The 23,462-nt window shown below is 36.1% G+C and carries 18 protein-coding genes and 3 tRNA genes; 17 read left to right on the forward strand and 4 right to left on the reverse strand.

The genetic code is table 11. The features are described 5' to 3' along the window. Window positions 1-24: 24 nt before the first annotated feature. Both lipA and NPY00_RS03905 read left to right on the forward strand, forming a co-directional pair. Window positions 25-981, forward strand: a complete 957-nt coding sequence (gene lipA / locus NPY00_RS03900) for a lipoyl synthase (RefSeq protein WP_269020763.1) — start codon at window positions 25-27, stop codon at window positions 979-981. An 8-nt stretch (window positions 982-989) separates the two neighbouring features. Continuing rightward, window positions 990-1,451: a type II toxin-antitoxin system RatA family toxin gene (locus tag NPY00_RS03905; protein WP_269020764.1), complete on the forward strand. Its 462-nt coding sequence runs from the start codon at window positions 990-992 to the stop codon at window positions 1,449-1,451. A 65-nt stretch (window positions 1,452-1,516) separates the two neighbouring features. Here the strand turns inward: NPY00_RS03905 and NPY00_RS03910 are convergent, their stop codons facing one another. Together NPY00_RS03910 and NPY00_RS03915 are read right to left on the reverse strand one after the other, a co-directional pair. Next, window positions 1,517-2,005 carry a CinA family protein gene (locus tag NPY00_RS03910; protein WP_269020765.1) on the reverse strand — a complete coding sequence of 163 codons (489 nt, stop codon included), beginning with the start codon at window positions 2,003-2,005 and terminating at the stop codon, window positions 1,517-1,519. Then, entirely contained in the window at window positions 2,002-3,195 is a 1,194-nt protein-coding gene (locus NPY00_RS03915) for a bifunctional 2-C-methyl-D-erythritol 4-phosphate cytidylyltransferase/2-C-methyl-D-erythritol 2,4-cyclodiphosphate synthase (RefSeq protein ID WP_269020790.1), read from the reverse strand. Before NPY00_RS03915 ends, NPY00_RS03910 begins: the two co-directional genes overlap by 4 nt. Before the next feature lie 643 nt (window positions 3,196-3,838). On the opposite strand from NPY00_RS03915, the gene NPY00_RS03925 reads away from it, so the two are divergent. The 7 genes from NPY00_RS03925 (at window position 3,839) to NPY00_RS03955 (ending at window position 14,595) form a co-directional block, all read left to right on the forward strand. Next, window positions 3,839-6,106: a sensor histidine kinase NtrY-like gene (locus NPY00_RS03925; protein ID WP_269020766.1), complete on the forward strand. Its 2,268-nt coding sequence runs from the start codon at window positions 3,839-3,841 to the stop codon at window positions 6,104-6,106. Between the two features lie 5 nt (window positions 6,107-6,111). Continuing rightward, window positions 6,112-7,473, forward strand: coding sequence for a nitrogen assimilation response regulator NtrX (gene ntrX / locus NPY00_RS03930; RefSeq protein ID WP_269020767.1), 1,362 nt, complete (start codon window positions 6,112-6,114; stop codon window positions 7,471-7,473). 3 nt (window positions 7,474-7,476) lie between these two features. Continuing rightward, entirely contained in the window at window positions 7,477-8,853 is a 1,377-nt protein-coding gene (gene trkA / locus NPY00_RS03935; RefSeq protein ID WP_269020768.1) for a Trk system potassium transporter TrkA, read from the forward strand. A 505-nt stretch (window positions 8,854-9,358) separates the two neighbouring features. Then, complete coding sequence (clpP, locus tag NPY00_RS03940) at window positions 9,359-9,991, forward strand: ATP-dependent Clp endopeptidase proteolytic subunit ClpP (RefSeq protein ID WP_269020769.1); 633 nt, start codon at window positions 9,359-9,361, stop codon at window positions 9,989-9,991. Between the two features lie 210 nt (window positions 9,992-10,201). Further along, entirely contained in the window at window positions 10,202-11,476 is a 1,275-nt protein-coding gene (gene clpX / locus NPY00_RS03945; protein WP_269020770.1) for an ATP-dependent Clp protease ATP-binding subunit ClpX, read from the forward strand. Window positions 11,477-11,651: 175 nt separating this feature from the next. Beyond that, window positions 11,652-14,075 carry an endopeptidase La gene (lon, locus tag NPY00_RS03950; protein WP_269020791.1) on the forward strand — a complete coding sequence of 808 codons (2,424 nt, stop codon included), beginning with the start codon at window positions 11,652-11,654 and terminating at the stop codon, window positions 14,073-14,075. A 241-nt stretch (window positions 14,076-14,316) separates the two neighbouring features. Continuing rightward, complete coding sequence (locus NPY00_RS03955; RefSeq protein WP_269020771.1) at window positions 14,317-14,595, forward strand: HU family DNA-binding protein; 279 nt, start codon at window positions 14,317-14,319, stop codon at window positions 14,593-14,595. Window positions 14,596-15,170: 575 nt separating this feature from the next. Here the strand turns inward: NPY00_RS03955 and trmFO are convergent. Next, complete coding sequence (gene trmFO, locus NPY00_RS03960) at window positions 15,171-16,568, reverse strand: methylenetetrahydrofolate--tRNA-(uracil(54)-C(5))-methyltransferase (FADH(2)-oxidizing) TrmFO (RefSeq protein ID WP_269020772.1); 1,398 nt, start codon at window positions 16,566-16,568, stop codon at window positions 15,171-15,173. A 179-nt stretch (window positions 16,569-16,747) separates the two neighbouring features. Between trmFO and NPY00_RS03965 the strand changes: the two genes are divergently transcribed. The 6 genes from NPY00_RS03965 to NPY00_RS03990 all read left to right on the forward strand — a co-directional run bounded on the left by NPY00_RS03965 (window position 16,748) and on the right by NPY00_RS03990 (window position 22,125). Next, window positions 16,748-16,830 (forward strand) — tRNA-Leu (locus NPY00_RS03965). A 134-nt stretch (window positions 16,831-16,964) separates the two neighbouring features. After that, a complete protein-coding gene (gene tig / locus NPY00_RS03970) occupies window positions 16,965-18,392 on the forward strand; it encodes a trigger factor (RefSeq protein ID WP_269020773.1) in 1,428 nt (475 codons plus the stop codon). A gap of 124 nt (window positions 18,393-18,516) precedes the next feature. After that, complete coding sequence (gatB, locus tag NPY00_RS03975) at window positions 18,517-20,016, forward strand: Asp-tRNA(Asn)/Glu-tRNA(Gln) amidotransferase subunit GatB (protein WP_269020774.1); 1,500 nt, start codon at window positions 18,517-18,519, stop codon at window positions 20,014-20,016. A gap of 192 nt (window positions 20,017-20,208) precedes the next feature. Next, the gene (locus tag NPY00_RS03980; protein WP_269020792.1) at window positions 20,209-20,607 is read left to right on the forward strand and encodes an NADH:ubiquinone oxidoreductase subunit NDUFA12; all 399 of its coding nucleotides are present in this window, start codon (window positions 20,209-20,211) and stop codon (window positions 20,605-20,607) included. Between the two features lie 81 nt (window positions 20,608-20,688). Further along, window positions 20,689-21,087 (forward strand): DUF2155 domain-containing protein, encoded by a 399-nt coding sequence (locus tag NPY00_RS03985; RefSeq protein WP_269020775.1) that lies wholly within the window; start codon window positions 20,689-20,691, stop codon window positions 21,085-21,087. A 303-nt stretch (window positions 21,088-21,390) separates the two neighbouring features. Then, the gene (locus NPY00_RS03990; RefSeq protein ID WP_269020776.1) at window positions 21,391-22,125 is read left to right on the forward strand and encodes a rhomboid family intramembrane serine protease; all 735 of its coding nucleotides are present in this window, start codon (window positions 21,391-21,393) and stop codon (window positions 22,123-22,125) included. Here NPY00_RS03990 and NPY00_RS03995 read toward each other — a convergent pair. Next, entirely contained in the window at window positions 22,120-22,950 is an 831-nt protein-coding gene (locus NPY00_RS03995; RefSeq protein WP_269020777.1) for a TrmH family RNA methyltransferase, read from the reverse strand. The genes NPY00_RS03990 and NPY00_RS03995 overlap by 6 nt on opposite strands. 196 nt (window positions 22,951-23,146) lie before the next feature. Between NPY00_RS03995 and NPY00_RS04000 the strand changes: the two genes are divergently transcribed. Together NPY00_RS04000 and NPY00_RS04005 are read left to right on the forward strand one after the other, a co-directional pair. Further along, window positions 23,147-23,230 (forward strand) — tRNA-Tyr (locus tag NPY00_RS04000). A 24-nt stretch (window positions 23,231-23,254) separates the two neighbouring features. Further along, window positions 23,255-23,328: transfer RNA gene (locus NPY00_RS04005), tRNA-Gly, on the forward strand. The last annotated feature ends 134 nt before the right edge of the window (window positions 23,329-23,462 follow it).

Genomic DNA, 23,462 nt, shown 5'->3' on the forward strand with positions numbered 1-23,462 from the left:
ATGTCTAAAAGGCAGAGGTCTTAGATGGTTACAGTTGTTGATAAGGTTACGAATAGACGTGTGCGTCATCCTGAGAAGGCGCATCGTCCAGATACCAGTATTCAGAAAAAACCAGATTGGATTCGTGTAAAAGCACCAACATCACAAACATATAAAGAAACTCATGGTATTGTTCGTACTCATAAGTTGGTAACAGTGTGTGAAGAAGCAGGTTGTCCAAATGTTGGTGAATGTTGGAGCCAACGGCATGCTAGTTTCATGATTCTAGGTGAAATATGTACACGAGCTTGCGCTTTTTGCAATGTTACGACAGGTATTCCTCTTGCAGTTGATGATAATGAGCCAGAACGAGTGGCCGATGCTGTTGCGCAGATGGGGTTAAATCATGTTGTGATTACGTCTGTTGACCGTGATGATCTTCCTGATGGTGGTGCACAACATTTTGCGGAGGTGATTCATGCCATTCGTCGAAAGACTTCTACAACGACAATTGAAGTGTTGACACCAGATTTTCGTAATAAAGATAAGGCTTTAGAAATTGTCGTTGCTGCTAAACCTGATGTTTTTAATCATAATTTGGAAACGGTTCCGTCTAAATATTTAACGGTTCGTCCAGGAGCACGTTATTTTCATTCAATCCGGTTATTGCAACGTGTTAAAGAGATTGATCCAACGATTTTTACAAAATCAGGAATTATGGTTGGTCTGGGAGAAGAGCGCAATGAAGTCCTACAATTGATGGATGATTTACGTTCTGCTGATGTAGATTTCATGACAATTGGGCAATATTTACAACCCACGCGAAAACATCATCCTGTTATTCGTTTTGTGCCTCCTGATGAATTTGAGTCTTTTGCTAAAATAGGTAAAGTAAAGGGATTCTTACATATGGCGTCCAATCCTTTGACGCGCTCTTCTCATCATGCAGGAGATGATTTTAAAGCTTTACAAAAGGCTCGTGCTGAAAAATTGGCTCGGTAGGAATAGCTATGCCAACTTTTACAACACAGAAAAAAATTGCTCATACAGCTCCTGAAATGTTTGATCTAGTTTCAGATATTGAATGCTATCCTGAATTTTTACCAATGTGTGAGGCTTTGACGATTCGTTCTCGAAAAAAAAATGAAGAAAAAACACTTATCATTGCTGACATGACAGTTGGCTATAAAATGATCCAAGAAACTTTTACAACTCAGGTTTTTCTTCAACCGAAAGAAAGTATTATTGAAGTTCAATATATTGATGGTCCATTTAAATATCTTGAAAACCGTTGGAGATTTCACTCTCTTGAAAACTCGAATGCGTGTAATGTAGAGTTTTTTATTGATTATGAATTTAAAAATAAAATATTTGGGCTTGTAATGAGCTCAGTATTTGATATCGCTTTTCATAAATTTACAGATGCTTTTGAGATGCGAGCTCATCAAGTTTATGGTTTCCCAGAAACGTAATGGATTTAGTTTTTGATGTAATGGGAATGTGATACTCTAGAGATATTTTATAATAAGAGAAAAACTCACTTGAGTGATGCAAGAGTTAGTTGCAAAGCATTTTCAACAGTTGCATGACGAATAGAATGACGATTCATTTTATCGAACCGCATTTCTTTATGTACAGTTTCATGATTTTTACGAGCAATTGCAAAATGCACGAGTCCAATTGGTTTTTCTGAACACGCTCCTCCTGGTCCAGCAATTCCTGTTACTGCGATTGAGATAGCTGCAAGTGAGTATTTTAATCCACCTTCAGCCATTGCAATGGCTACTTCTTTTGAGACTGCCCCATGTGTTTTTATAAGTTCAGCGGATACACCAACAAGACGTGTTTTGGATTCGTTTGAATAGACAACAAACCCGCAATCTAAGATATCTGATGATCCTGCAATGTTCGTAAGGCTTGCTGCAATAAGTCCTCCGGTACAGGATTCGACCGTCGTTAGTAACAGGCCTTTTTGACGACAAGCTGTAAGAACTGCCTCTGCTTGTTTTTCACAAATATGTGTCATTTTGGAACTTCTCCTGGATAGACAACAGTAGCAGTCGCGAGAGCAGCAATTCCTTCGCCACGACCAATAAATCCTAGTTTTTCATTCGTGGTTGCTTTGATAGAAATGCGATCAATAGAGATGGTGAGTATATTCATAAGATTTGTTACCATCATATGACGATAAGGACCAATTTTAGGCTCTTCAACAATCAATGTAATATCAATGTTTGCAATACGGCCATCTGCTTGTTTAATAATTTTAAGAGCGTGGCGTAGAAAAATATGCGATGGAGCATTTTTCCATTGAGGATCAGAAGGAGGAAAATGAGTCCCAATATCTCCGGCACTTTGTGTAGCGAGAAGAGCGTCCGTTAATGCATGAAGTGCAACATCAGCATCTGAATGTCCTTTTAATTTCTTTTTAAAAGGGATTTTTATGCCACAGAGTGTGATATAATCTCCTTCTTCAAAAGAATGAACGTCATAACCATTACCGGTGCGAATATCAGGAAACATTTGTACTCTTTTCTGAAGATGTAGATATGCAGTGTCAAAATCTTCTGGCCACGTAATTTTTATATTATCAGGATTTCCATGAATAGCACGCATGGGAATGCCAAACCATTCTGCGATTGCAGAATCGTCTGTAAATTCATGTTTGCATGATTGTATTGCTTGTTCGTGAGCAGCTAAGATTCGATCGAATGGAAAACATTGTGGAGTTTGTGCATTATAAAGATCAGCGCGTGGAACTGTTTCTGAAATATACAGTGTATCGTTGACACGTTTAAGAGTATCAGAAATGGGTAAAACAGGAAGAACACCTTCACGCTTATTGACAGTAATATGGATTTTTTCAAGAAGTTTATTATCAACGAAGGGGCGTGCACCATCGTGGATATGAACATATTGTGGTTGAATATTTTTGAGTGCACGTAATCCACATAGGGTAGATATTTGACGTGTAGCACCTCCTTCAACAATGATAATGTGCTTTTTAAAATCAGCTATAGCATTTTCGCATATTTGGCGATCTTCTGGATGGATAACCAAAACGATAGTTGTGATCGCTGTATTTTGCAAAAAGCAGTGTACAGTATGATAAATAACCGGTTTTTTCCCTAAAAGCAGATATTGTTTTGGATTGTTGGGAGGTGATCCTGCTCTTTTTCCACGCCCAGCGGCTAATATTACAGCTGCAATAGAAATGCTTAGTCTCCTTTTAATGTTCTTTCAACGGATTATTATTTGTTATTATGTCGTCTACTTTCAGCTGATGCTGAAAAGATGAGTTTTGCAGATTAGTAATAGGTATCATTGATAATATATTGAAAAAAGAATTTAATGTGTTTTTGAGTACCATATTTAAATTATAAAAATGAACTAACAAGCCATTAAAAATTGTATTGTCAAAACATTCTACCATAGAAAAATTACCGTCAGTTTTTTTACAATATCAGTAACTGAAATTTCTGTTGCGGATTTTGCTAATTTTACATCACCATTGCGTCTACGTACTGTTTTCATAAAATCAGCTTCAATTATAAGTTGAAAAATTTTAAATAAAAAAGTTCTAATATAACATGTACTTTGGCAATATCAGGAATACAACTTAGAGTTTTTTGACGTGTTGTACTGTACATACGCATTCGAAGTGCGTAACTTGTTTCGTTAATCACATCTCACTTCCTATGGAAAGGATTATAAAAAGCAAACGATTTTAAAGTCAATTTAAAAAATGTGAAAGCTCTTTCTTAATTTTTTGGATTGGCTATATTTAAGGTAACGTTATTAGCTTTTGTCACGAAAGATTATGTGAGAGCAATAAGATGTAAGTGATGTATCAATAATTATGAGTATAATATCTTTAACAAATTTTCATAACATAAATAATGAAGAGAATTATCATGATGAAGCACATCGTTTGAGGTATGTGTATACCTTTTTGGGTGTTGCTGTCATTGTATTAGCTTTGTTGACGGCTGCTATTTCGTTTATCATTCTTGTGGGGTTAACACCTATTATTCCTGATAGGTCTGTGACATTAATTCTTATAGGAATTAATGGCATTTGGGTTTTTGGTCTTGTCGTTATTGTTGTTTACGAGATGATTCCCATTGTTCGTGCATGGCGCTTAAGGCATGCTGCTTCACGTCTCCATGTGCGTCTAATTTCGTTGTTTGTTCTTGTTGCAACATTACCCGCTGTTTCTGTTGCTCTTGTATCGGGTCCTGCTCTTAATTTAGGACTTGATCGATGGTTTGATACAACGACTCGACAAATTGTAGGCTCCTCAATCGATTTAGCTAATGCTTATGCAGATGAGATGCTACAAAATTTAAAAAATGTATCTTATGCTATGGCATTAGCACTTGATAATAAAAGGTTTTTAGAGCGTAATCCAGCTGAATATCGAATACAATTAACTCATCATGCGGCAGGCCGTAATCTTCGTGGTGCATTTTTATTAAGTCCAAGTGGTGCTGTTTTTGTATCAAGTAATCTCGGTGATGAAGATCAATTACCTATTCCATCTCCTGATCTTATTAATCAAGCAACCAATATGAGACCTTTTGTTTTTCAGCCAGGCGTTCATGATTATTTCGGGATTATTTTAAAGTTTACTAATATTTCAAATACATTTTTGTATTTGGTTCGTGATGTTGATAAAAATGTTTTATCTGCTTTACGTTTGACAGAAATTAATACAGATCGTTATCGTGATTTAAATGAAAATCGTCTACCAACACAAATTGCATTTGGTATGCTTTATTTATGCCTATTTTTAAGTTTATTTCTTTCTGCAGTTTGGGCTGGCATTGCTGTTGCTGATCGTTTAGTTCGTCCTATTCGGCGTCTTATTAGCGCGGCTGATGATGTTGCCTCTGGAAATATGGATGTTTTTGTTCCTGTTCGAGTGAGGGATGGAGATATTGGACAGTTATCAAAAACGTTCAATTATATGGTTAGTGAATTGAAAAGTCGACGGAATGAGTTGATTGCGGTTCGTGATCAAATTGATGAAAGACGACGTTTTTCTGAAGCTGTTTTGTCAGGAGTAACAGCAGGTATTGCTGGAATTGATGATAATGGCGATATAACAATTATTAATAGGTCTATTGAATCTATGTTTGGTATTTGTTCTGAACAAGTTATCGGGCACAGTCTTTTATCTTTAAGTGCTGAAATAGGGCATGTTTTTAAGCTTGCTTGTTCATTAGGTCGCAGAAATCACCGAGAACAGGTAACTTTAAACGTTTCTGGGCAAGAGCGTGTTTGTAATGTACAAATTACAATGGAAGAAGACGATGGGCAAGGGCAGTCTTGGGTATTAACGATTGATGATATTACAGATCTTGTAGAAGCACAACGTTCGTCAGCGTGGGCAGATATTGCGCGTCGAATTGCGCATGAGATTAAAAATCCACTTACGCCTATTCAATTATCGGCTGAGCGTATTCGTAGACGATACGAAAAAGTTATTACACAAGATAAAGAAGTCTTTGATCGGTGTATTGATACAATTATTCGACAGGTTGGAGATATCGGAAGGATGGTTGATGAGTTTTCTTCTTTTGCTCGTATGCCTAAACCAAAAATGTGCATTGCGGATGTGCGTGGGTTTTTGCGAGAGGCGTGTTTTTTGATAGAAGTTGCACGGCATGATATTCACTTTGAGCAAGATTTAGGAGATGTCCCTCTTGTTGGTGCGTTTGATAATCGTCTTATTGTACAAGCTTTCAGTAATGTTATCAAAAATGCAAGTGAGGCAATTGATGCGGTCTCGCGAGATGAAGGTATTCATGGCCATATTCTGATACGTTCTTATTGTCAAAAAAGGCATTTGGTTGTGGATATAATAGATAACGGAAAAGGACTTCCTAAAGGACAAAGACAGAAATTACTAGAACCTTATATAACAACACGAGAAAAAGGTACAGGACTAGGGTTAGCTATTGTGCGTAAGATTATTGAAGATCATGGTGGTTATATGGAACTGCGTGATGCACCAGAGAGTTTTTATGAAGGTCGTGGAGCGATGATTCGTATGGTATTTCCAGTCAATAACGGCAAACAGGAGAGTGTTGTGCAAGCGATTAGTCATCAAAAAGGGGAATAAAATCAATGGTGTCAGATATCTTAATTGTTGATGATGAAGCAGATATTCGTGAGCTTATTGCTGGTATTTTGGAAGATGAAGGTTATGAAACGCGTGTTGCGAGTAATTCTGATGAAGCTTTAATACAAATTAGTGATCGTGTTCCAAAACTTATTTTTCTAGATATTTGGTTACATGGAAGTCATCTCGATGGATTGATGCTTCTCGATGAAATCAAAACGCGTTATCCATCTCTTCCAGTTGTTATGATTTCTGGTCATGGTAATATTGAAACGGCGGTTTCTGCAATAAAACGAGGTGCATATGATTTTATTGAAAAGCCTTTTAAAGCAGATCGGCTTGTATTAGTTGCTGAGCGAACTCTTGAAAATTCAAAACTGAAGCGTGAGCTTTTAGAGTTACAAAAACGATCCAGTGAACCACCAGAATTGCTTGGAAAATCAATGGCTATGAAACATTTACGCCAGGTTATAGAAAAGGTAGCGCCAACCAATAGTCGTGTGATGATTACAGGGCCTTCAGGTGCAGGAAAAGAAATGGTCGCTCGTGCTATTCATGCACTTTCATCGCGTTCCAAAGGACCATTTGTTGCAATAAATGCTGCAACGATTACTCCGGAAAAAATGGAAATAGAATTATTTGGGAACGAAATGGAAGGAGGAGAACGTAAGATTGGTGCGCTAGAAGAAGCTCACGGTGGAATATTATATCTTAATGAAATTGCAGATATGCCGCATGAAACGCAAAATAAAATTCTTCAAGTATTGACGAGTCAAACATTTAGGAGAGTTGGTGGTGTAAAACGTGTAAAAGTCGATGTTCGTATCATTTCTTCAACAGCACAAAATCTTGAAAATTTAATTGCTGATGGGCGGTTTAAAGAAGATCTTTTTCATCGTCTTTCAGTTGTTCCTATAACTGTTGCTCCACTTTCTGAACGACGTGAAGATATTCCAGAGCTTGTTCATCATTTTGTTAAAGCAATATCACAGCAAGTTGGTATTAAACCGCGTACAATAAGTGATGATGTTATTTCTATTTTACAAACGCATGCGTGGCCAGGCAATGTACGGCAGTTGCGTAATAATATTGAACGCCTTCTTATTCTTGTTCGTGATGGTGATGGCCCCATAACAGCAGAGCTTCTTCCTGTTGAAGTAAGTAATTCCTTGCCGCTTGTCAAAATAGATCCAGAGGAGAGCAATATAATGGATTTGCCGTTGCGTGAAGCGCGTGAATTGTTTGAAAGGAAATATTTAACAGCACAAATTGGGCGTTTGGGTGGAAATATATCACGTACTGCTGAATTTATTGGTATGGAGCGTTCAGCTTTACATCGTAAACTCAAAGCTCTTGGAGTTTCATAAAATATGCGTGTTATTATTTGTGGAGCGGGACAGGTTGGTTATGGAATAGCAGAGCGTCTTTCTGCTGAGAATCATGATGTTACTGTTATTGATATTGAAGCACGATTAGTTGAAAAAATTCGTGATACACTGGATGTTAGAGGTTTTGTTGGTCATGGTTCGCGTCCTGAAGTCCTTTTGGCGGCGGGTGCTGATGAAGCAGATATGCTGATTGCCGTGACTTTATTTGATGAAGTTAATATGGTTGCTTGTCAAGTAGCGCATTCATTATTTAATATCCCAACTAAGATAGCGCGTATTCGTTCACAATCATATCTGGAACCATTCTATAAAACTCTTTTTGCAAGAGAAAATATTCCTATTGATGTTGTTATTTCGCCAGAAGTTGAAGTTGGAGAAATGGTTTTACGCCGTATTGCTTTGCCTGGTGCGATAGATGTTCTTTATTTTTGTAATGATGATATTGTGGCATTAGCTTTAGAATGTATGGAGGATTGTCCGGTTATTAATACACCTTTGCGTCAATTAACAGAGCTTTTTCCTGATCTTCAGACAACAGTTACAGCCATTAAGCGTGGTTCAGAGTTATTAATTGCCCATTCAGATACACAATTATGTGTTGGAGATGTTATTTATCTTGTTGCAGCACGTGATCAAGTGCGCCGTGCACTTGTCATTTTTGGCCATAAAGATCAAAATGCGCACCGCATAATCATTGCAGGAGGTGGTCATATTGGTCTTTATGTTGCTCAGGCTATTGAAAAACGTTTACATAAATTAAGACTAAAAATTATTGAGTCATCAAGAGAAAGAGCGTCAGTAATCGCTGATCAGCTTGAAAAGACGACAGTTTTATATGGTAATGTTTTGGATCCTATCATTTTACAGGAATCTGGAATTGATCAGGCTGATTTAATGATTACATTGACTAATCAGGATCAGGTAAATCTTTTAAGTGCTATTATAGCTAAAAGATTAGGGTGTAAAGCCAATATGGTGTTGATTAATAATGTTGCATACCAAGAGTTTAGTCGTGCAGTTGGTGTGGATGCTTATCTTAATCCTCGTAGTGTTACTGTGTCAAAGATTTTGCAACAGATGCGTCGTGGCCGTATCCGTGCTGTTCATTCTGTTTTTAATGGTAATGCAGAAATTATTGAAGCCGAAGTGATGCAAACTTCCTCATTGGTTGGAAAATCATTATCAGAGTTGAATTTATCAAATGGATTAAGAATTGGTGCTCTTTATCGTAATAAAAAGATTATACCACTTTTAGCAGATATACGTATTTTACCTGGTGATCGTGTAGTGATTTTTGCTTTAGCCGATAGTGTTCGTGAAGTTGAGCAATTATTCCGCGTCAGTTTAGAATATTTTTAATTGAGAGTTTGTGTGAGGGGATGTAATAAATAACTGAGTGTTTTAATTTTACCCTTTTAAATGTATAAATTAGGTGTGAGATAGATTATATAGCGTTAAAATTTTGCGTTATTATGAGGCCAATATAATTTGTTAAAATGTAGATATTTATTTTTAAAATGTTTTTTAGAAAAATAAAGTTAGTGTGATGATAATTTGGTTAGAAAAAACTGTGTAATCTTAAAGTTTAAGCTTTGATGTTTCAGTGATGGTATAAAAATTTCTATAGAAGCTCATATATATTAAAGTGAAAACTGTATAAACAAGAAGTCAATTGTTGAGTTACATTATAGGTTCTGTTATTCGAGGTCGTTTGAGCTGCATTATTATAGTTATTTTAATCGTTAAAGTTTTTATTCTGTTTGAGCATAATTGATTGTAGCTTGTGTACGAAAATATTGTTAGCCTATAGATAATGCAATTGAATGCGTAAAGATAACAATTCTTAATTAATGAAAGTGAAAATATGAGCGATCCAATAAAAACAGCGTTAAGTCTGGTGCCTATGGTTGTTGAACAGACTAACCGTGGCGAGCGAGCTTATGATATTTTTTCTCGTCTTTTGAAAGAACGAATCATTTTTATTAATGGTCCTGTTGAAGATGGTATGGCAATGCTCGTTTGCGCGCAGTTGCTTTTTTTGGAAGCTGAAAATCCTAAAAAAGAAATTAGCCTTTATATTAATTCACCAGGTGGTGTTGTGACGTCTGGGATGGCGATTTATGATACGATGCAATTTATTCGCCCTCCTGTTTCTACATTGTGCATGGGGCAAGCGGCATCTATGGGGTCATTACTTTTAGCTGCGGGAGCAAAAGATCACCGTTTTACATTACCAAATGCACGCATTATGGTGCATCAACCTTCAGGTGGCTTTCAAGGACAAGCTTCAGATATTGAACGACATGCACAAGATATTATAAAGATGAAGCAACGCTTGAATGAGATTTATGTCCAGCATACTGGTCAAGATTATGAAATTATTGAAAGGACTCTTGATCGCGATCATTTTATGACAGCAGAGGAGGCTAAGCAATTTGGTTTGGTTGATGATGTTATTCAATACCGTGCAGAGACAGAAAAAGAAGAACAGGATTAAGAGTTTTTATAAAGAAAGTCGTTATTTATAAAAAGTGTAAAAATTGTTTCTAAAATAGTTATTTTAAAATATAAAGTTTTGTAAAATAGAAGAAGAAATACCTAAAAAAGTTGCAGCATTTATAATTTTTATATGTCTTTTAAATAATTATTATTAAAAAATCTTTGTAAAAGACAAATTCTGTGTATGTTGCGGTGAAAGGAAAATACAATGAGCAAAATCAGCAATAGTGGGAGCGAGTCAAAAAATACTCTCTATTGCTCGTTCTGCGGCAAAAGTCAGCATGAAGTTCGTAAGCTTATTGCGGGTCCTACTGTATTCATCTGCGATGAATGTGTAGAACTTTGCATGGATATTATTCGTGAAGAAAATAAATCTTCTGGTGTAAAAGCGCGAGATGGTGTTCCTACTCCACAGGAAATTATTACAGTTCTTGATGATTATGTTATTGGCCAAGATCATGCAAAGCGTGTTCTTTCTGTTGCTGTTCATAATCATTATAAACGACTTGCACACCAATCAAAAGGCAATGATATTGAGTTAGCTAAGTCGAATATTCTTCTTGTCGGGCCAACAGGATGCGGCAAAACTTATCTTGCGCAGACTTTGGCGCGTATTATTGATGTTCCTTTTACTATGGCAGATGCAACTACTTTAACTGAAGCGGGTTATGTGGGTGAAGATGTTGAGAATATTATTTTAAAGCTTCTTCAAGCAGCTGACTATAATGTTGAGCGTGCACAACGTGGTATTGTGTATATTGATGAGGTTGATAAAATTTCTCGTAAAGCTGATAACCCTTCTATTACAAGAGATGTTTCTGGTGAAGGCGTCCAGCAAGCTTTATTAAAAATTATGGAAGGAACGATCGCATCTGTTCCTCCACAAGGTGGACGAAAACATCCTCAGCAGGAATTTCTGCAAGTTGATACAACAAATATTTTGTTTATTTGTGGAGGAGCGTTTGCTGGTCTGGAACGAATTATTTCAGGGCGTGGTGAAAAAACATCGATTGGCTTTTCTGCTACTGTTAAGGCACCTGATGAGCGTTGTGTTGGTGAGATTTTTCGCGACTTAGAACCTGAAGATTTGATTAAATTTGGTTTAATCCCTGAATTTATTGGCCGTCTTCCTATTATTGCTACTTTGGAAGATTTAGATACTAGTGCGCTTGTTCAAATTTTGTCTCAACCTAAAAATGCGTTAGTTAAGCAATATCAGCGTCTTTTTGAAATGGAAAATGTTGAATTAGCATTTCATGAAGATGCTTTGCGTGTAATTGCTAGAAAGGCTATTGAACGTAAGACTGGTGCGCGTGGTTTGCGTTCTATTATGGAAAAGATTTTACTTGAAACCATGTTTGAATTACCAGCTTTAGAAGGGGTTCAAAAAGTAGTAATTTCAAGTGATGTCGTTGAAGGAAAAGCTCGACCTCTTTATATTTATTTGGAACGTGCGGGAGATAAAGAAAACGTATCAGCGTGATACTTGGTGGTATGAAAAATATATGAACGCTATTTGATGGTAAGTGTTTCTGGGTATTATATGCATAATCCTTGATTTGTGTGTCCATAGTTACCACTTCATTCACTGTAGGAAATGAAAGACTTTTTAGAGAAGTTTATGTGTGGATGAATTGTCAGTTCCAGAAAGGAAAAATATGCAATACATTGATGAAAAAACAGACGAAGTAAGAGAGGAGCTTTACGCTGTTTTACCTCTTCGTGATATTGTTGTCTTCCCTCATATGATTGTTTCACTTTTTGTAGGGCGGGATAAGTCGATTCGTGCTCTTGAAGAAACAATGGCTGTTGATAAGCAAATACTATTAGTTACTCAGAAAAATGCTTCTGATGATGATCCAAAATCGGAAGATATTTACGATATTGGTACTTTTGCAAATGTTTTGCAGCTTTTAAAGCTTCCTGATGGAACTGTAAAAGTTTTGGTTGAAGGGACTGCACGTGCAAAAATTAGTAAGTTTACTGATAATGAAGATTATCATCAAGCTCATGCTTCTATTACAGAGGAACTTAGGGAAGATGGTGTTGAGATCGAAGCTCTTTCTCGATCAGTTATTTCTTATTTTGAAAATTATGTAAAATTAAATAAGAAAATTTCTCCTGAAGTTGTGAATGCTATTGGTCAAATTGATGATCCTTCTAAACTTGCTGATACGATTGCTTCACATTTGGTTATTAAACTTTCAGAAAAACAAGACATGTTAGCACTTTTGCCTATTCGTGATCGTCTTGAACGTATTCTTTCTTTTATGGAAGGAGAAATTTCTGTTTTGCAGGTTGAGAAGCGTATTCGTTCACATGTCAAACGTCAGATGGAGAAAACGCAACGAGAATATTATCTTAATGAGCAGTTGAAAGCTATTCAGAAAGAGTTAGGAACGGGTGATGATAGCCGTGATGAGCTTTCTGAATTAGAGGAACGTGTTAAAAAAATAAAACTTTCAAAAGAAGCACGTGAAAAAGCTGGAGCAGAGTTAAGAAAATTACGTAATATGTCTCCTATGTCTGCAGAAGCAACAGTTGTTCGTAATTATCTTGATTGGCTTTTAGCGATACCTTGGGGCAAAAAGTCAAAAATTAAGAATGATTTAAACTTTGCTGAAAAAATTATGAACAATGAGCATTTTGGTCTTGAAAAAGTCAAAGAGCGAATCATTGAATATCTAGCAGTGCAAAGCCGTGCATCAAAAATAAAAGGTCCTATTATTTGTCTTTTGGGTCCTCCTGGTGTTGGAAAAACATCACTTGCTCGTTCTATTGCGAAAGCAACAGGTCGCGAGTATGTGCGGGTTGCGCTAGGAGGTGTTCGAGATGAAGCTGAAATTCGTGGACATCGTAGAACTTATATTGGTTCTATGCCGGGTAAAATTGTTCAATCTATGAAAAAAGCTAAAAAATCTAATCCTCTTTTTTTGCTTGATGAGATTGATAAAATGGGACAAGATTTTCGTGGAGATCCTTCATCAGCTTTATTAGAAGTGCTTGATCCTGAACAAAATAGCACATTTGTTGATCATTATTTAGAAGTAGAATACGATCTTTCTGATGTGATGTTTGTTACAACTGCAAATACTCTTAATATCCCTGGACCATTAATGGATCGAATGGAAATTATTCGTATTGCTGGTTACACTGAATATGAAAAAATGGAGATTGTTAAGCGTCATCTTTTACCGAAAGCGTTGAAAGATCATGCTTTATCTAAAAAAGAATTCAGTGTTTCTGATAATGCGATCAGATCCATAATTCAATTTTACACCCGTGAAGCGGGGGTTCGTAATCTTGAGCGTGAATTAATGAAAATAGCGCGTAAATCGGTCACAAAAATTCTTAAAACAGATCAAAAGTCTATTGAAATTACAGAAGATAACATCAGTGATTTTCTAGGTGTGAAGCGTTATCGTTTTGGTCAGGCTGATGGTGAAAATCAAATTGGTGTTGTCACTGGACTTGCATGGACTGAGGTTGGTGGAGAACTTTTGACCATCGAGGGAGTGATGATGTCAGGTAAGGGCAAAATGACTGTGACTGGAAATTTGCGTGATATTATGAAAGAGTCAATTTCTGCTGCAGCGTCTTATGTTCGTTCTCGTGCCGTTGATTTTGGTATAGAGCCACCGCTTTTTGATAAAAGTGATATTCATGTTCATGTTCCAGAAGGGGCTACGCCCAAAGATGGTCCTTCTGCTGGTATAGCTATGGTTACAGCGATTGTTTCAGTGTTGACGGGGATTGCTGTTCATAAAGATATTGCTATGACTGGTGAAATTACCTTACGGGGTCGTGTTTTGCCAATTGGAGGACTAAAAGAAAAGCTGCTTGCGGCTCTTCGAGGTGGGATCAAAAGAGTATTGATTCCTGAAGAAAATGCAAAAGATTTAATTGATATCCCTGATGATGTTAAAAATAACATGGAAATTATTCCAGTTAGCCATGTTAGTGAAGTTCTCAGACATGCTTTGATTCGTTTCCCTGAGCCTATTGAATGGACGGAACCTTCTACGGTGTCTACAGCTGTTAAAAGCGAGAGTGAGAATGAAGGAATATTAACTGCTCATTGATACTGATTCATTATTTTGAATTATAATTACATTTTTAAAAGCGGTAAATACCGCTTTTTTTATTGTTTGTTTTGGTTATTTATGCAAAAAAAAATAAAAAAACCGTGAATAACTATGATTTTTGCTAAAAAAACAATATGTTGAAAAAAATAAGGCTTCTGTTTGCCGTACTTTTCAATAAAATTATAGATGGTAGCTGGCTCATTTTGTAGCACGGCGATATAGGGAAAGGAAATCTTTAATGAATAAAAGTGAATTAGTTAGTTCTGTTGCTGAAAGAGCAGGTGTATCAAAAATGCAGGCTGGTAATGTTATAGATGCTTTTATTGCTACTGTAACTCATGAGCTTGCTTCAGGTGGTGATGTTCGCCTTCCAGGTTTTGGCTCTTTTGAGGTTTCTCATCGTGCTGCAACAAAAGGGCGTAATCCTTCAACTGGTGCTGAGATTAATATTCCAGCGCGTTCCGTACCGAAGTTTTCTGCAGGTAAAAACCTAAAAGAAGCCGTTAATAATAAGTAATTTAAGTTATTTACTTATCAGTGGGTTTTCAGAAAGCCTCTGGGGAGGCTTTTTGTAAAAAGATCTAAAGTGTTATTATAAATGATTTCTAATACTATAGAAATTACAAAAGTGTTTCTGATATCTTTTAAAAATAAAAATAGTAATGAACATACATAAGATGTATTCATCTAATATCTTAAATAAAGTATTTTACTCTAAAAACTGTTGCCACTTATAAAAAGTAGCATAGATTTTAAGCTATAAGGATAAGACGTTTAATTTGTATGAGGAGTGGTGCTATTATCACCGGTTAATTTTTCTATTTAATTGTTCCTAATCGTGACAATATATTAGATATTGTAATCATTTTTTGCTGAAAGATGATGTGTTTTAGTTGTTTCTAAGAATGAAAATTACTTTTGTATCGTAATTGAGGCAGTATTTATTAATCGCATTTTTATATTATCTCTTATTTGAAGAATGAACGAACGTTCAAGTTTGTTTTTTAGGAGATGTTGAAAGTTTTTTGTTCAAGAGAGCATTTAATGAATGAGTCATGTTTCTTTTAAAGGACAATAACAATTTATTTTAGATTATTTATTTTTCTCTTCTAACCATTGAGCACAATCATTTAACGCTCGAGCAGTAATAGCTTGTTTTTTTGCTAGCTTTTTTTCTTTACTTGATAAGCGTTTTTTTAGATTCTCGTTAGAATCAATAGGAGGGAAAAGACCAAAATTAATGTTCATTGGTTGAAAGGATTGTTTTCCTATATCCTCGCTGGCAATATGTCCGCCAGTAATATGATTTAGGAGAGCCCCAAAAGCTGTTGTTTCTGGAGGCAAAGAAGGAGAGATCTGGTTATATTCAGCAACAGCAAAACGTCCAGCAAGAAGTCCTATAGCGGATGATTCTACATATCCTTCACAACCTGTGATTTGCCCAGCAAAACGCAATTGTGTTTTTTGTTTTAAGCGAAGAGTTTTATCAAGCATAATTGGCGAATTGAGATAGGTATTGCGGTGAATGCCGCCAAGACGTGCAAATTCAGCTTTTTCAAGACCGGGAATTGTTCTGAAAATGCGTATTTGTTCACCATATTTCAGTTTTGTTTGAAAGCCTACCATGTTGTAAAGTGTGCCAAGCTTATTGTCTTGTCTCAGTTGCACAACAGCGTAAGCTTTAATAGTTGGATTATGCGCATTGGTAAGTCCCATAGGTTTCATAGGACCATGCCTTAAAGTTTCAATCCCGCGTTCAGCCATAACTTCAATGGGTAGACAACCATCAAAATAAGGAACATTTTCAAATTCGCGAAATTCTGTTTTTTCTCCGGTTTTGAGAGCTTGAATAAATGTTTCATATTGCTCTTTATTAAGAGGACAATTAATATAATCTTTTCCTGTTCCTTCAGGTCCGATTTTATCGTAACGAGATTGATACCAACAGATGTCCATATTAATACTGTCAGTATAAACAATGGGTGCAATCGCATCGAAAAAAGAAAGCGATTCTGTTCCTGTTATTTTTTGTATTGTTTTGGTTAGTGTTGGTGAGGTTAAAGGACCTGTTGCAATAATAACATTTTGCCAACTTTCAGGAAGATTATAAATTTCTTCACGTTCTATAGTGATTAGAGGGTGATTTTTAAGTGCTTCTGTTACTGTTTGAGAAAATCCATCACGATCAACAGCGAGTGCACTTCCGGCTGGTACTTTATTTTCATCTGCTGCTTGCATAATTAAAGATTTAGCTAATCGCATTTCGGCATGCAAAAGTCCTACAGCATTTACTGATGAATCATCGGAGCGAAATGAATTCGAACAAACAAGCTCTGCGAGTTTATCTGTTTTATGAGCATCGGATTTTATTTTTGGTCGCATTTCATGTAAAATGACAGGGATGCCTGATTGGGCAATCTGCCAGCTTGCTTCACTGCCAGCAAGGCCACCACCGATAACATGGATTGGAGTATTTGATTTATTGAACATATTCTCCTTTTAACTGAAGTATTGCTTTCTGAAAAGTGCGGATTTTATTTCTATATTTTGTAAAAAAGATATGTCTTGGAATGAAAAAATGTATTTGTTTGCTTTTTTACTTTAATTGATTGGAATTGAATGATATACAGACGCCGCTTACGTGCTAGTTGTGAGCTCAATAAATTTGAGCGGATGTGGCGAAATTGGTAGACGCACCAGATTTAGGTTCTGGCGAGAGATCGTGGGGGTTCGAGTCCCTCCATCCGCACCAAAATAATGGCCTTGAATGTTAGAGATTTCTGTATATCAGAAATTAGTGTCATGGTATTTTAGCACGTAAGTACGAGAATATGATTGTTATCGGAGAGGGTTTATTCTCCTCCTAAAAGAAATGAAGGTTTTTCAATGCAGGTTACCGAGACGCTTAATGAAGGATTGAAACGCGAAATTAAGATTGTGGTTCCGGCGCAAGATTTGGAAGCAAAATTAAATGAGCGCTTAGATAGTGCTAAGGGTAAAATTAAGCTTAATGGCTTCCGTCCTGGTAAGGTTCCTTCTGGCTATTTACGAAAAATGTACGGTAAATCTTTTATGGCTGAGATTCTTAATGAGATCATTAGTGATGCTCCTCATTCTATTTTGACTGAGCGTAATGAACGTTCAGCAGTGCAGCCGCAGATTGACGTTGAGGAAAACGAAAAAATTTTAGATGGAAAAGAAGATTTTGTTTTTAGTCTGAAATATGAAGTTTTACCGAAATTTGAAGTTAAAGATTTTAAAGATATTCAGATTATTCGTGAAATTGCGGATGTGTCTGAGCAGGAGATTGATGAACAAGTAAAGCGCGTGCTTTCATCTACGCGTAATTATTCAGAAAAAAATGGTTCTGCTGCAGAAGATGATCGCGTTACAATTGATTATGTTGGTAAAATTGATGGGATTCCATTCGATGGTGGGTCAGCAAATGATGCGCAATTAGTTCTTGGTTCAAAACAGTTCATTCCTGGTTTTGAAGAGCAATTGATTGGTGTAAAAAATGGCGATACACTGACAATTTCTGTTAAATTTCCTGATGATTATAATGCTGCGCATTTAGCGGGTAAAGATGCAACGTTTGATGTTGTTGTTAAAGCTGTATATCAACCAGATGAATTAAAAATTGATGATGAATCCGCTAAAAAACTTGGTTTGGAATCTCTTGAACGTTTACGTGAAGTTGTTCGTGGGCAAATTGAGAGCCAATATGGTTCTATGACACGCCAAAAAATTAAGCGTCAAATTCTTGATTCTTTAGATAATGATTATAATTTTGAGGTGCCTGAACGTCTTTTAGAAATTGAGTTTGATAATATATGGACTCAAGTCAAAGACGATTTCAAAAAAGCTGGAAAAAGTTTTGAAGATGAAGGTCTTACAGAAGAAGAAGCTAGAGAGGAATATCGTATGCTTTCGCAGCGTCGTGTTCGTCTTGGTTTAGTTCTTTCTGAGATTGGAATGAAGGCTGGTGTTAACGTTAGTGAAGATGAGTTGAAGACAGCAGTTTTTGAGCAAGTTCGCCAATATCCAGGACAAGAAAAAGAAATAATGGATTTTTTCCGCCGTACACCAGAGGCGGTTGCTAATTTGCGTGCTCCGATTTTTGAAGAAAAAGTTATTGATTATTTACTGTCTCAAATTAAAATTACGGATAAGAAAGTGACAGTTGAAGAATTAATGAAGGAGTATGACGAATCAGATTCAATCGAGAATGCTTCAGCTGAAAAGAAAAATACAACAAAAGAAAAAAGTGTAAAAAAATCTCCATCTAACAAGAAACAACCTAAAAAAAATTAGTTTTGAGTAAACAAGGCAAGCCCAGTATAGCTGGGCTTTTTTTTGTTGTATTCTAGACTTGCACTGATCATCGTTTTAGATTAGCCATTAAGCGTGTTTTTTTAATCTTGATAATGGACTCGCCATGAAAATTATTGATACCCGCATTCCTGATCCTAAACATTTTATTTCTGGAGTTACAGGCGATTGGGAAGTTGTTATTGGTATGGAGGTTCATGCGCAAATTATCTCAAATTCAAAACTTTTTTCAGGAGCTTCGGCTAAATTTGGAGCTGAGCCGAATAATCATGTATCACTCATAGATGTTGCAATGCCAGGTATGCTGCCTGTTATTAACCAAGAATGTGTTTGCCAAGCTATTCGAACTGGTTTGGGGTTAAATGCTAAAATTAATTTGAAGTCTATTTTTGATCGTAAAAATTATTTTTATCCAGATTTACCACAAGGATATCAAATTTCACAGTTTCGATATCCAATTGTTGGTGAAGGGAAGATTGTTATATCTATTGGACCAGATTCCAATGGTCATTTTGAAGATGTTGAAATTGGGATTGAACGGTTACATCTTGAACAGGACGCAGGAAAATCTATGCATGATCAGCATCCAACAATGTCGTTTGTAGATTTTAATCGTTCTGGTGTGGCTCTCATGGAAATTGTTTCCAAACCAGATATGCGTTCATCGGATGAAGCCAAAGCTTATATGTCAAAATTACGAACGATTGTACGTTATTTAGGAACTTGTGATGGCAATATGGATGAGGGTTCTATGCGTGCGGATGTTAATATATCAGTCCGTCATCCAGGGGAGGATTTTGGAACTCGCTGTGAAATTAAAAATGTTAATTCTATTCGTTTTATTGGTCAGGCAATTGAATATGAAGCGCGTCGTCAAATCGCTATTTTAGAAGATGGTGGTGTGATTGCTCAAGAAACTCGTCTTTTTGATGCCTCTAAAGGTGAAACACGATCTATGCGTTCAAAAGAAGAGGCATATGATTATCGTTATTTCCCAGATCCGGATCTTTTACCATTGGAATTTGATCAGGCATTTGTGGATGCTTTAGCTGCAGAACTACCTGAGTTGCCAGATGATATAAAAGCCCGTTTTATCAATGAGATGGGATTAACTGCATATGATGCTTCTATTCTTGTGACAGAAAAAGCCATTGCTCATTATTTTGAAGAAGTGGCTCGTGGGCGTGATGGAAAGATAGCTGCTAATTGGGTTATCAATGATCTTTTAGGTGCTTTAAACAAAAATAATCTTGAAATTGAGAATACACCCGTTTCACCAGATCAGTTGGGAGAAATTCTTGATCTCATTAAAGAAGGAACTATTTCTGGAAAAATTGCTAAAGATTTGTTCGAGATTATTTGGAATGAAGGTGGAAATCCGCGTCAGATTGTCGAAGAACGTAATATGAAGCAAGTAACGGATATGAGAACTATTGAAAAAGCAGTTGATGAAATTATCTCCAATAATCCGGATAAAGTTATACAAGTAAAAGAAAAGCCTGCTTTGGTTGGGTGGTTCGTTGGGCAAGTCATGAAGGCAACAGGAGGAAAAGCAAATCCTCAAACTGTTAATGAATTTGTTAAAATGAAACTTGAGCTAAATTAATATTATAGAAGAAAAGAAGCCTAATAAATATCTGATTTTTATTGTGTAAAACATATAAGACTTAAAGGTTTTTTATCTGAGTGAAGTTTTAGTTGAGCTTTTTGATAAAGTGCTTGCCTTTAATTAATGAAAATATCATAATAAATTCATTCCAATGGTTGATCTTGTGAGTGTCTAAAAAATATGGGAAAAATAGCTGGTTTTTTAAAACAGACTTTTACGTGGTGGAGTGGTAATACTCTCAATACGCGCGTTTTTACATGGCTTAAAGGTAAGCGTATCGGAGAAGATCAATTTGGTAATGTTTATTATGAAGGGAGCCGCCATAAGGATGGTTATCCGCGCCGTTGGGTGATTTATAAAGATTACTCTGAAGCTTCTACTATTCCTCCAGGTTGGCACGGTTGGATTCATCATCGTTGTAATACGCCGCCTACAGAGGATAATTATCAATCGTATGAATGGGAAAAGCCTCATATTGCAAATATGACGGGAACAAGTAAAGCGTATAGACCGAAAGGATCTATTTCTCATAATAGCGAGTTTTTTCACATTCATAAAGATTATGATGCATGGTCTCCTGAAAAGTAAAAAAATAATTTCTATAGGTTTTTACCTGATATTATTACTTTAATGAGTTAAGTTGTTTTTTTATACAATTGATTTGGTATTATGAAAATTGTTTTGCTGTCAAAATCGAAGTATTTTTTTTATGTGTGTTTAATAGGAAGTGTGGTAGTTTTATCTTCTGTTTTAGGTGTGAGAGCTGAACGTATTAGTAATGGAATTGCTGTTTTTGCTGGTCTTGATAAAATAACTGGCCGAACTACTCGCTTCGAAGTTTATATTGGTGAAGTTTATCAATATGGTGCTTTGCAAATTACACCGCGAGTGTGCTACACAAGCTCTAAGGATGAACCTACCCGTACGAGTGGGTTCCTTGAGGTTGATGAAGTGACATTAGATAAAAAAACACGACGTATTTTTACAGGATGGATGTTTGCAGATAGTCCTGGTTTAAATGCTATAGAACATTCTGTTTATGATGTGTGGTTAAAGGATTGCAAATAGAGTTCTTGGCATTGTGCAATTTTGGTAATTTGCGTAATTTTTCAGCTATTAAAAGTTGTGTTGTGAAAAGTAGCTTTTAGGATATGACAATAAATCATTGAAAACAAAGATATATTAACGATTTGAGTTTTGTATTTTTGTATTTAGTGAATAGTTTTTAAGTGCTATGTTTATTGGTGGTGCTTGTGAGAAGTTCGTTGCTAAATGAGATTAATGATAATTATATGAAACGCTTTTTACAAAATTTAATTGTAATATGCAAAAAGTTGTTAATTTTATCAATGGAATACAATTATAGATAAAATGAGAAACGCTAATCTCAAACATAAGAGCGCTCCATTATCGCCAATACGATTTAAAGAACCTCTTTTCAATGTTCCATTAATTATAGTTGTTTTGATACTATTTTGTTTTTTTATTTATTTTATTTCTCAATATTTTTTTTCTGATCAATCATATGTTAAGAGCCTTACATTTTTTTCGTTTGTGCCAGTTTTTTTTAAAACTGAACCTTTAGTGTTTTCTTACACTACTGTTAGTTACTCATTTATGCATGGTAGTTTGGAACATGTTGCCATTAATATGGCTTGGCTTTTGGTTTTTGGATCACCATTAGCACAGCGTTGTGGTGGTTTGCGTTTTGTGTTTTTTTGGATCTTTACAGCTGTTATTTCCGCATTAACATATTATATGTTCCACCAGAATAGTGCCGTACCTCTTGTGGGAGCTTCGGGTGCAATTTCTGGAATGATGGGCGCTATTGCGCGTTATGGTTTTAATCCAGTTTTTCTAAATTCTAATACACAGAATAAAGAAAAATTTATTCCTTTGTGGTCTCTTAAGAAAGTATTTTCTTCAAAAACTACACTTACTTATATTGGTTTATGGTTCATCATTAATTTTATCACAGGATTATTTCCATTTCTGTTTAAAGGAGAGAGTGTTTCAATAGCATGGGAAGCCCATGTTGGTGGTCTTGTATCTGGTCTTTTATTTATTGGCTTTTTTGACACTTTGTGGCGTCAATCGAAGTTATGATCTCAGATATTTATGAGTCGCGTAAAGTGAAATTGTTGCAGCATTTGAAACATTTAGAGATTTAATTTCTCCAGGCATGTCAAGACATGCTAACGTGCAGACTGTTTCGCGTGTTTTTTGGCGCAGACCTTTTCCTTCTGCTCCTAAAACCAAAGCAATTTTTTTGCCTGTTAATGCTTTTTCTAGAGGTGATGTACATTCTGAATCAAGTCCAAAACTAGTAAAGCCTATTTTATGAAGTTCTCTGAGTGTTTCAGAAAGGTTTCGTACGGTTATATAATCGATAAGCTCTAGAGCCCCAGATGCTGCTTTAGCAAGTACTCCGCTTTCTTGTGGAGAGTGGCGATTCGTTGTGATCAGTGCTCCAGCTTTAAAAGCAACTGCAGAACGCATAATTGCTCCAACATTATGAGGATCCGTAATTTGATCCATTACAATAACAAGATCAGTATTTGTGAGTTCCGTTAAATGACGAGGTTTGAGAGGTTCAGTTTCTAAAACAATACCTTGGTGAACTGCATCCTTCCCAACAAGTGCATCAAGTTGTTTTGGTAAGCACAATTTTACAGGACATGGCAAATCTGATTCGATTATATTTAGCCGTTTTAAAGCATTTTGCGTTATATGGAGAGATTTAAGAATTCTTTTTGGATTTTGTAAAGCTGCGTTAACTGAATGGATTCCATAAAGATGGATGACTTCTTGGTTGAATGAAGTATATTTTTGTTTCAGACGAGCTGGAGATAGTGAAGTAATGCCCTTTGCATCACGATATTGACGGCGAAGGCGAGCGTGATAAGAATTTTTAGATATTTTTTGTTGCATATGCTCTTTATAGCGTTTTCATTACAAATGTAGACACAAAAAACATAAAATTTAAAATTATTCGCAAAAAAAATTGCATAGAAATGTATTTATTTGGTTGACAGATACGATACTAATCGTCATAACCGCCTCGCGATTACTTTTTAAGTCGATAATATACAGTATGATTTTGATCATATAACTCTGTTGAGTGAATGGAGGGGTGCCCGAGTGGTTAAAGGGGGCGGACTGTAAATCCGTTGCGTATGCTACGTTGGTTCGAATCCAACCCCCTCCACCATTTTTATAGCAGAGTTATCAGTAGGCGGGTATAGCTCAATGGTAGAGCAGCAGCCTTCCAAGCTGAATATGCGGGTTCGATTCCCGCTACCCGCTCCAGATAGTTGTTTATAATTGGATGAGTATCTGTAATAGGATTTATTCTTTTGAAAACGGAAATTTCCGTTTTATAGTTTTTGAGTTCAGTTCTGTAGGCCTATTTAGGTGCATGTTTAAGACAAGAGATTGATAGC

This window comes from Bartonella sp. F02 (assembly GCF_026929975.1).
GTDB lineage: Bacteria > Pseudomonadota > Alphaproteobacteria > Rhizobiales > Rhizobiaceae > Bartonella.

What these genes read in the sequence shown, in the direction of transcription:
- lipA (WP_269020763.1), top strand. Translation starts at nt 25, where the DNA reads ATGGTTACAGTTGTTGATAAGGTTACGAATAGACGTGTGCGTCATCCT.
- NPY00_RS03905 (WP_269020764.1), top strand. Translation starts at nt 990, where the DNA reads ATGCCAACTTTTACAACACAGAAAAAAATTGCTCATACAGCTCCTGAA.
- NPY00_RS03910 (WP_269020765.1), bottom strand. Translation starts at nt 2,005, where the DNA reads ATGACACATATTTGTGAAAAACAAGCAGAGGCAGTTCTTACAGCTTGT.
- NPY00_RS03925 (WP_269020766.1), top strand. Translation starts at nt 3,839, where the DNA reads ATGAGTATAATATCTTTAACAAATTTTCATAACATAAATAATGAAGAG.
- ntrX (WP_269020767.1), top strand. Translation starts at nt 6,112, where the DNA reads ATGGTGTCAGATATCTTAATTGTTGATGATGAAGCAGATATTCGTGAG.
- trkA (WP_269020768.1), top strand. Translation starts at nt 7,477, where the DNA reads ATGCGTGTTATTATTTGTGGAGCGGGACAGGTTGGTTATGGAATAGCA.
- clpP (WP_269020769.1), top strand. Translation starts at nt 9,359, where the DNA reads ATGAGCGATCCAATAAAAACAGCGTTAAGTCTGGTGCCTATGGTTGTT.
- clpX (WP_269020770.1), top strand. Translation starts at nt 10,202, where the DNA reads ATGAGCAAAATCAGCAATAGTGGGAGCGAGTCAAAAAATACTCTCTAT.
- lon (WP_269020791.1), top strand. Translation starts at nt 11,652, where the DNA reads ATGCAATACATTGATGAAAAAACAGACGAAGTAAGAGAGGAGCTTTAC.
- NPY00_RS03955 (WP_269020771.1), top strand. Translation starts at nt 14,317, where the DNA reads ATGAATAAAAGTGAATTAGTTAGTTCTGTTGCTGAAAGAGCAGGTGTA.
- trmFO (WP_269020772.1), bottom strand. Translation starts at nt 16,568, where the DNA reads ATGTTCAATAAATCAAATACTCCAATCCATGTTATCGGTGGTGGCCTT.
- tig (WP_269020773.1), top strand. Translation starts at nt 16,965, where the DNA reads ATGCAGGTTACCGAGACGCTTAATGAAGGATTGAAACGCGAAATTAAG.
- gatB (WP_269020774.1), top strand. Translation starts at nt 18,517, where the DNA reads ATGAAAATTATTGATACCCGCATTCCTGATCCTAAACATTTTATTTCT.
- NPY00_RS03985 (WP_269020775.1), top strand. Translation starts at nt 20,689, where the DNA reads ATGAAAATTGTTTTGCTGTCAAAATCGAAGTATTTTTTTTATGTGTGT.
- NPY00_RS03990 (WP_269020776.1), top strand. Translation starts at nt 21,391, where the DNA reads ATGAGAAACGCTAATCTCAAACATAAGAGCGCTCCATTATCGCCAATA.
- NPY00_RS03995 (WP_269020777.1), bottom strand. Translation starts at nt 22,950, where the DNA reads ATGCAACAAAAAATATCTAAAAATTCTTATCACGCTCGCCTTCGCCGT.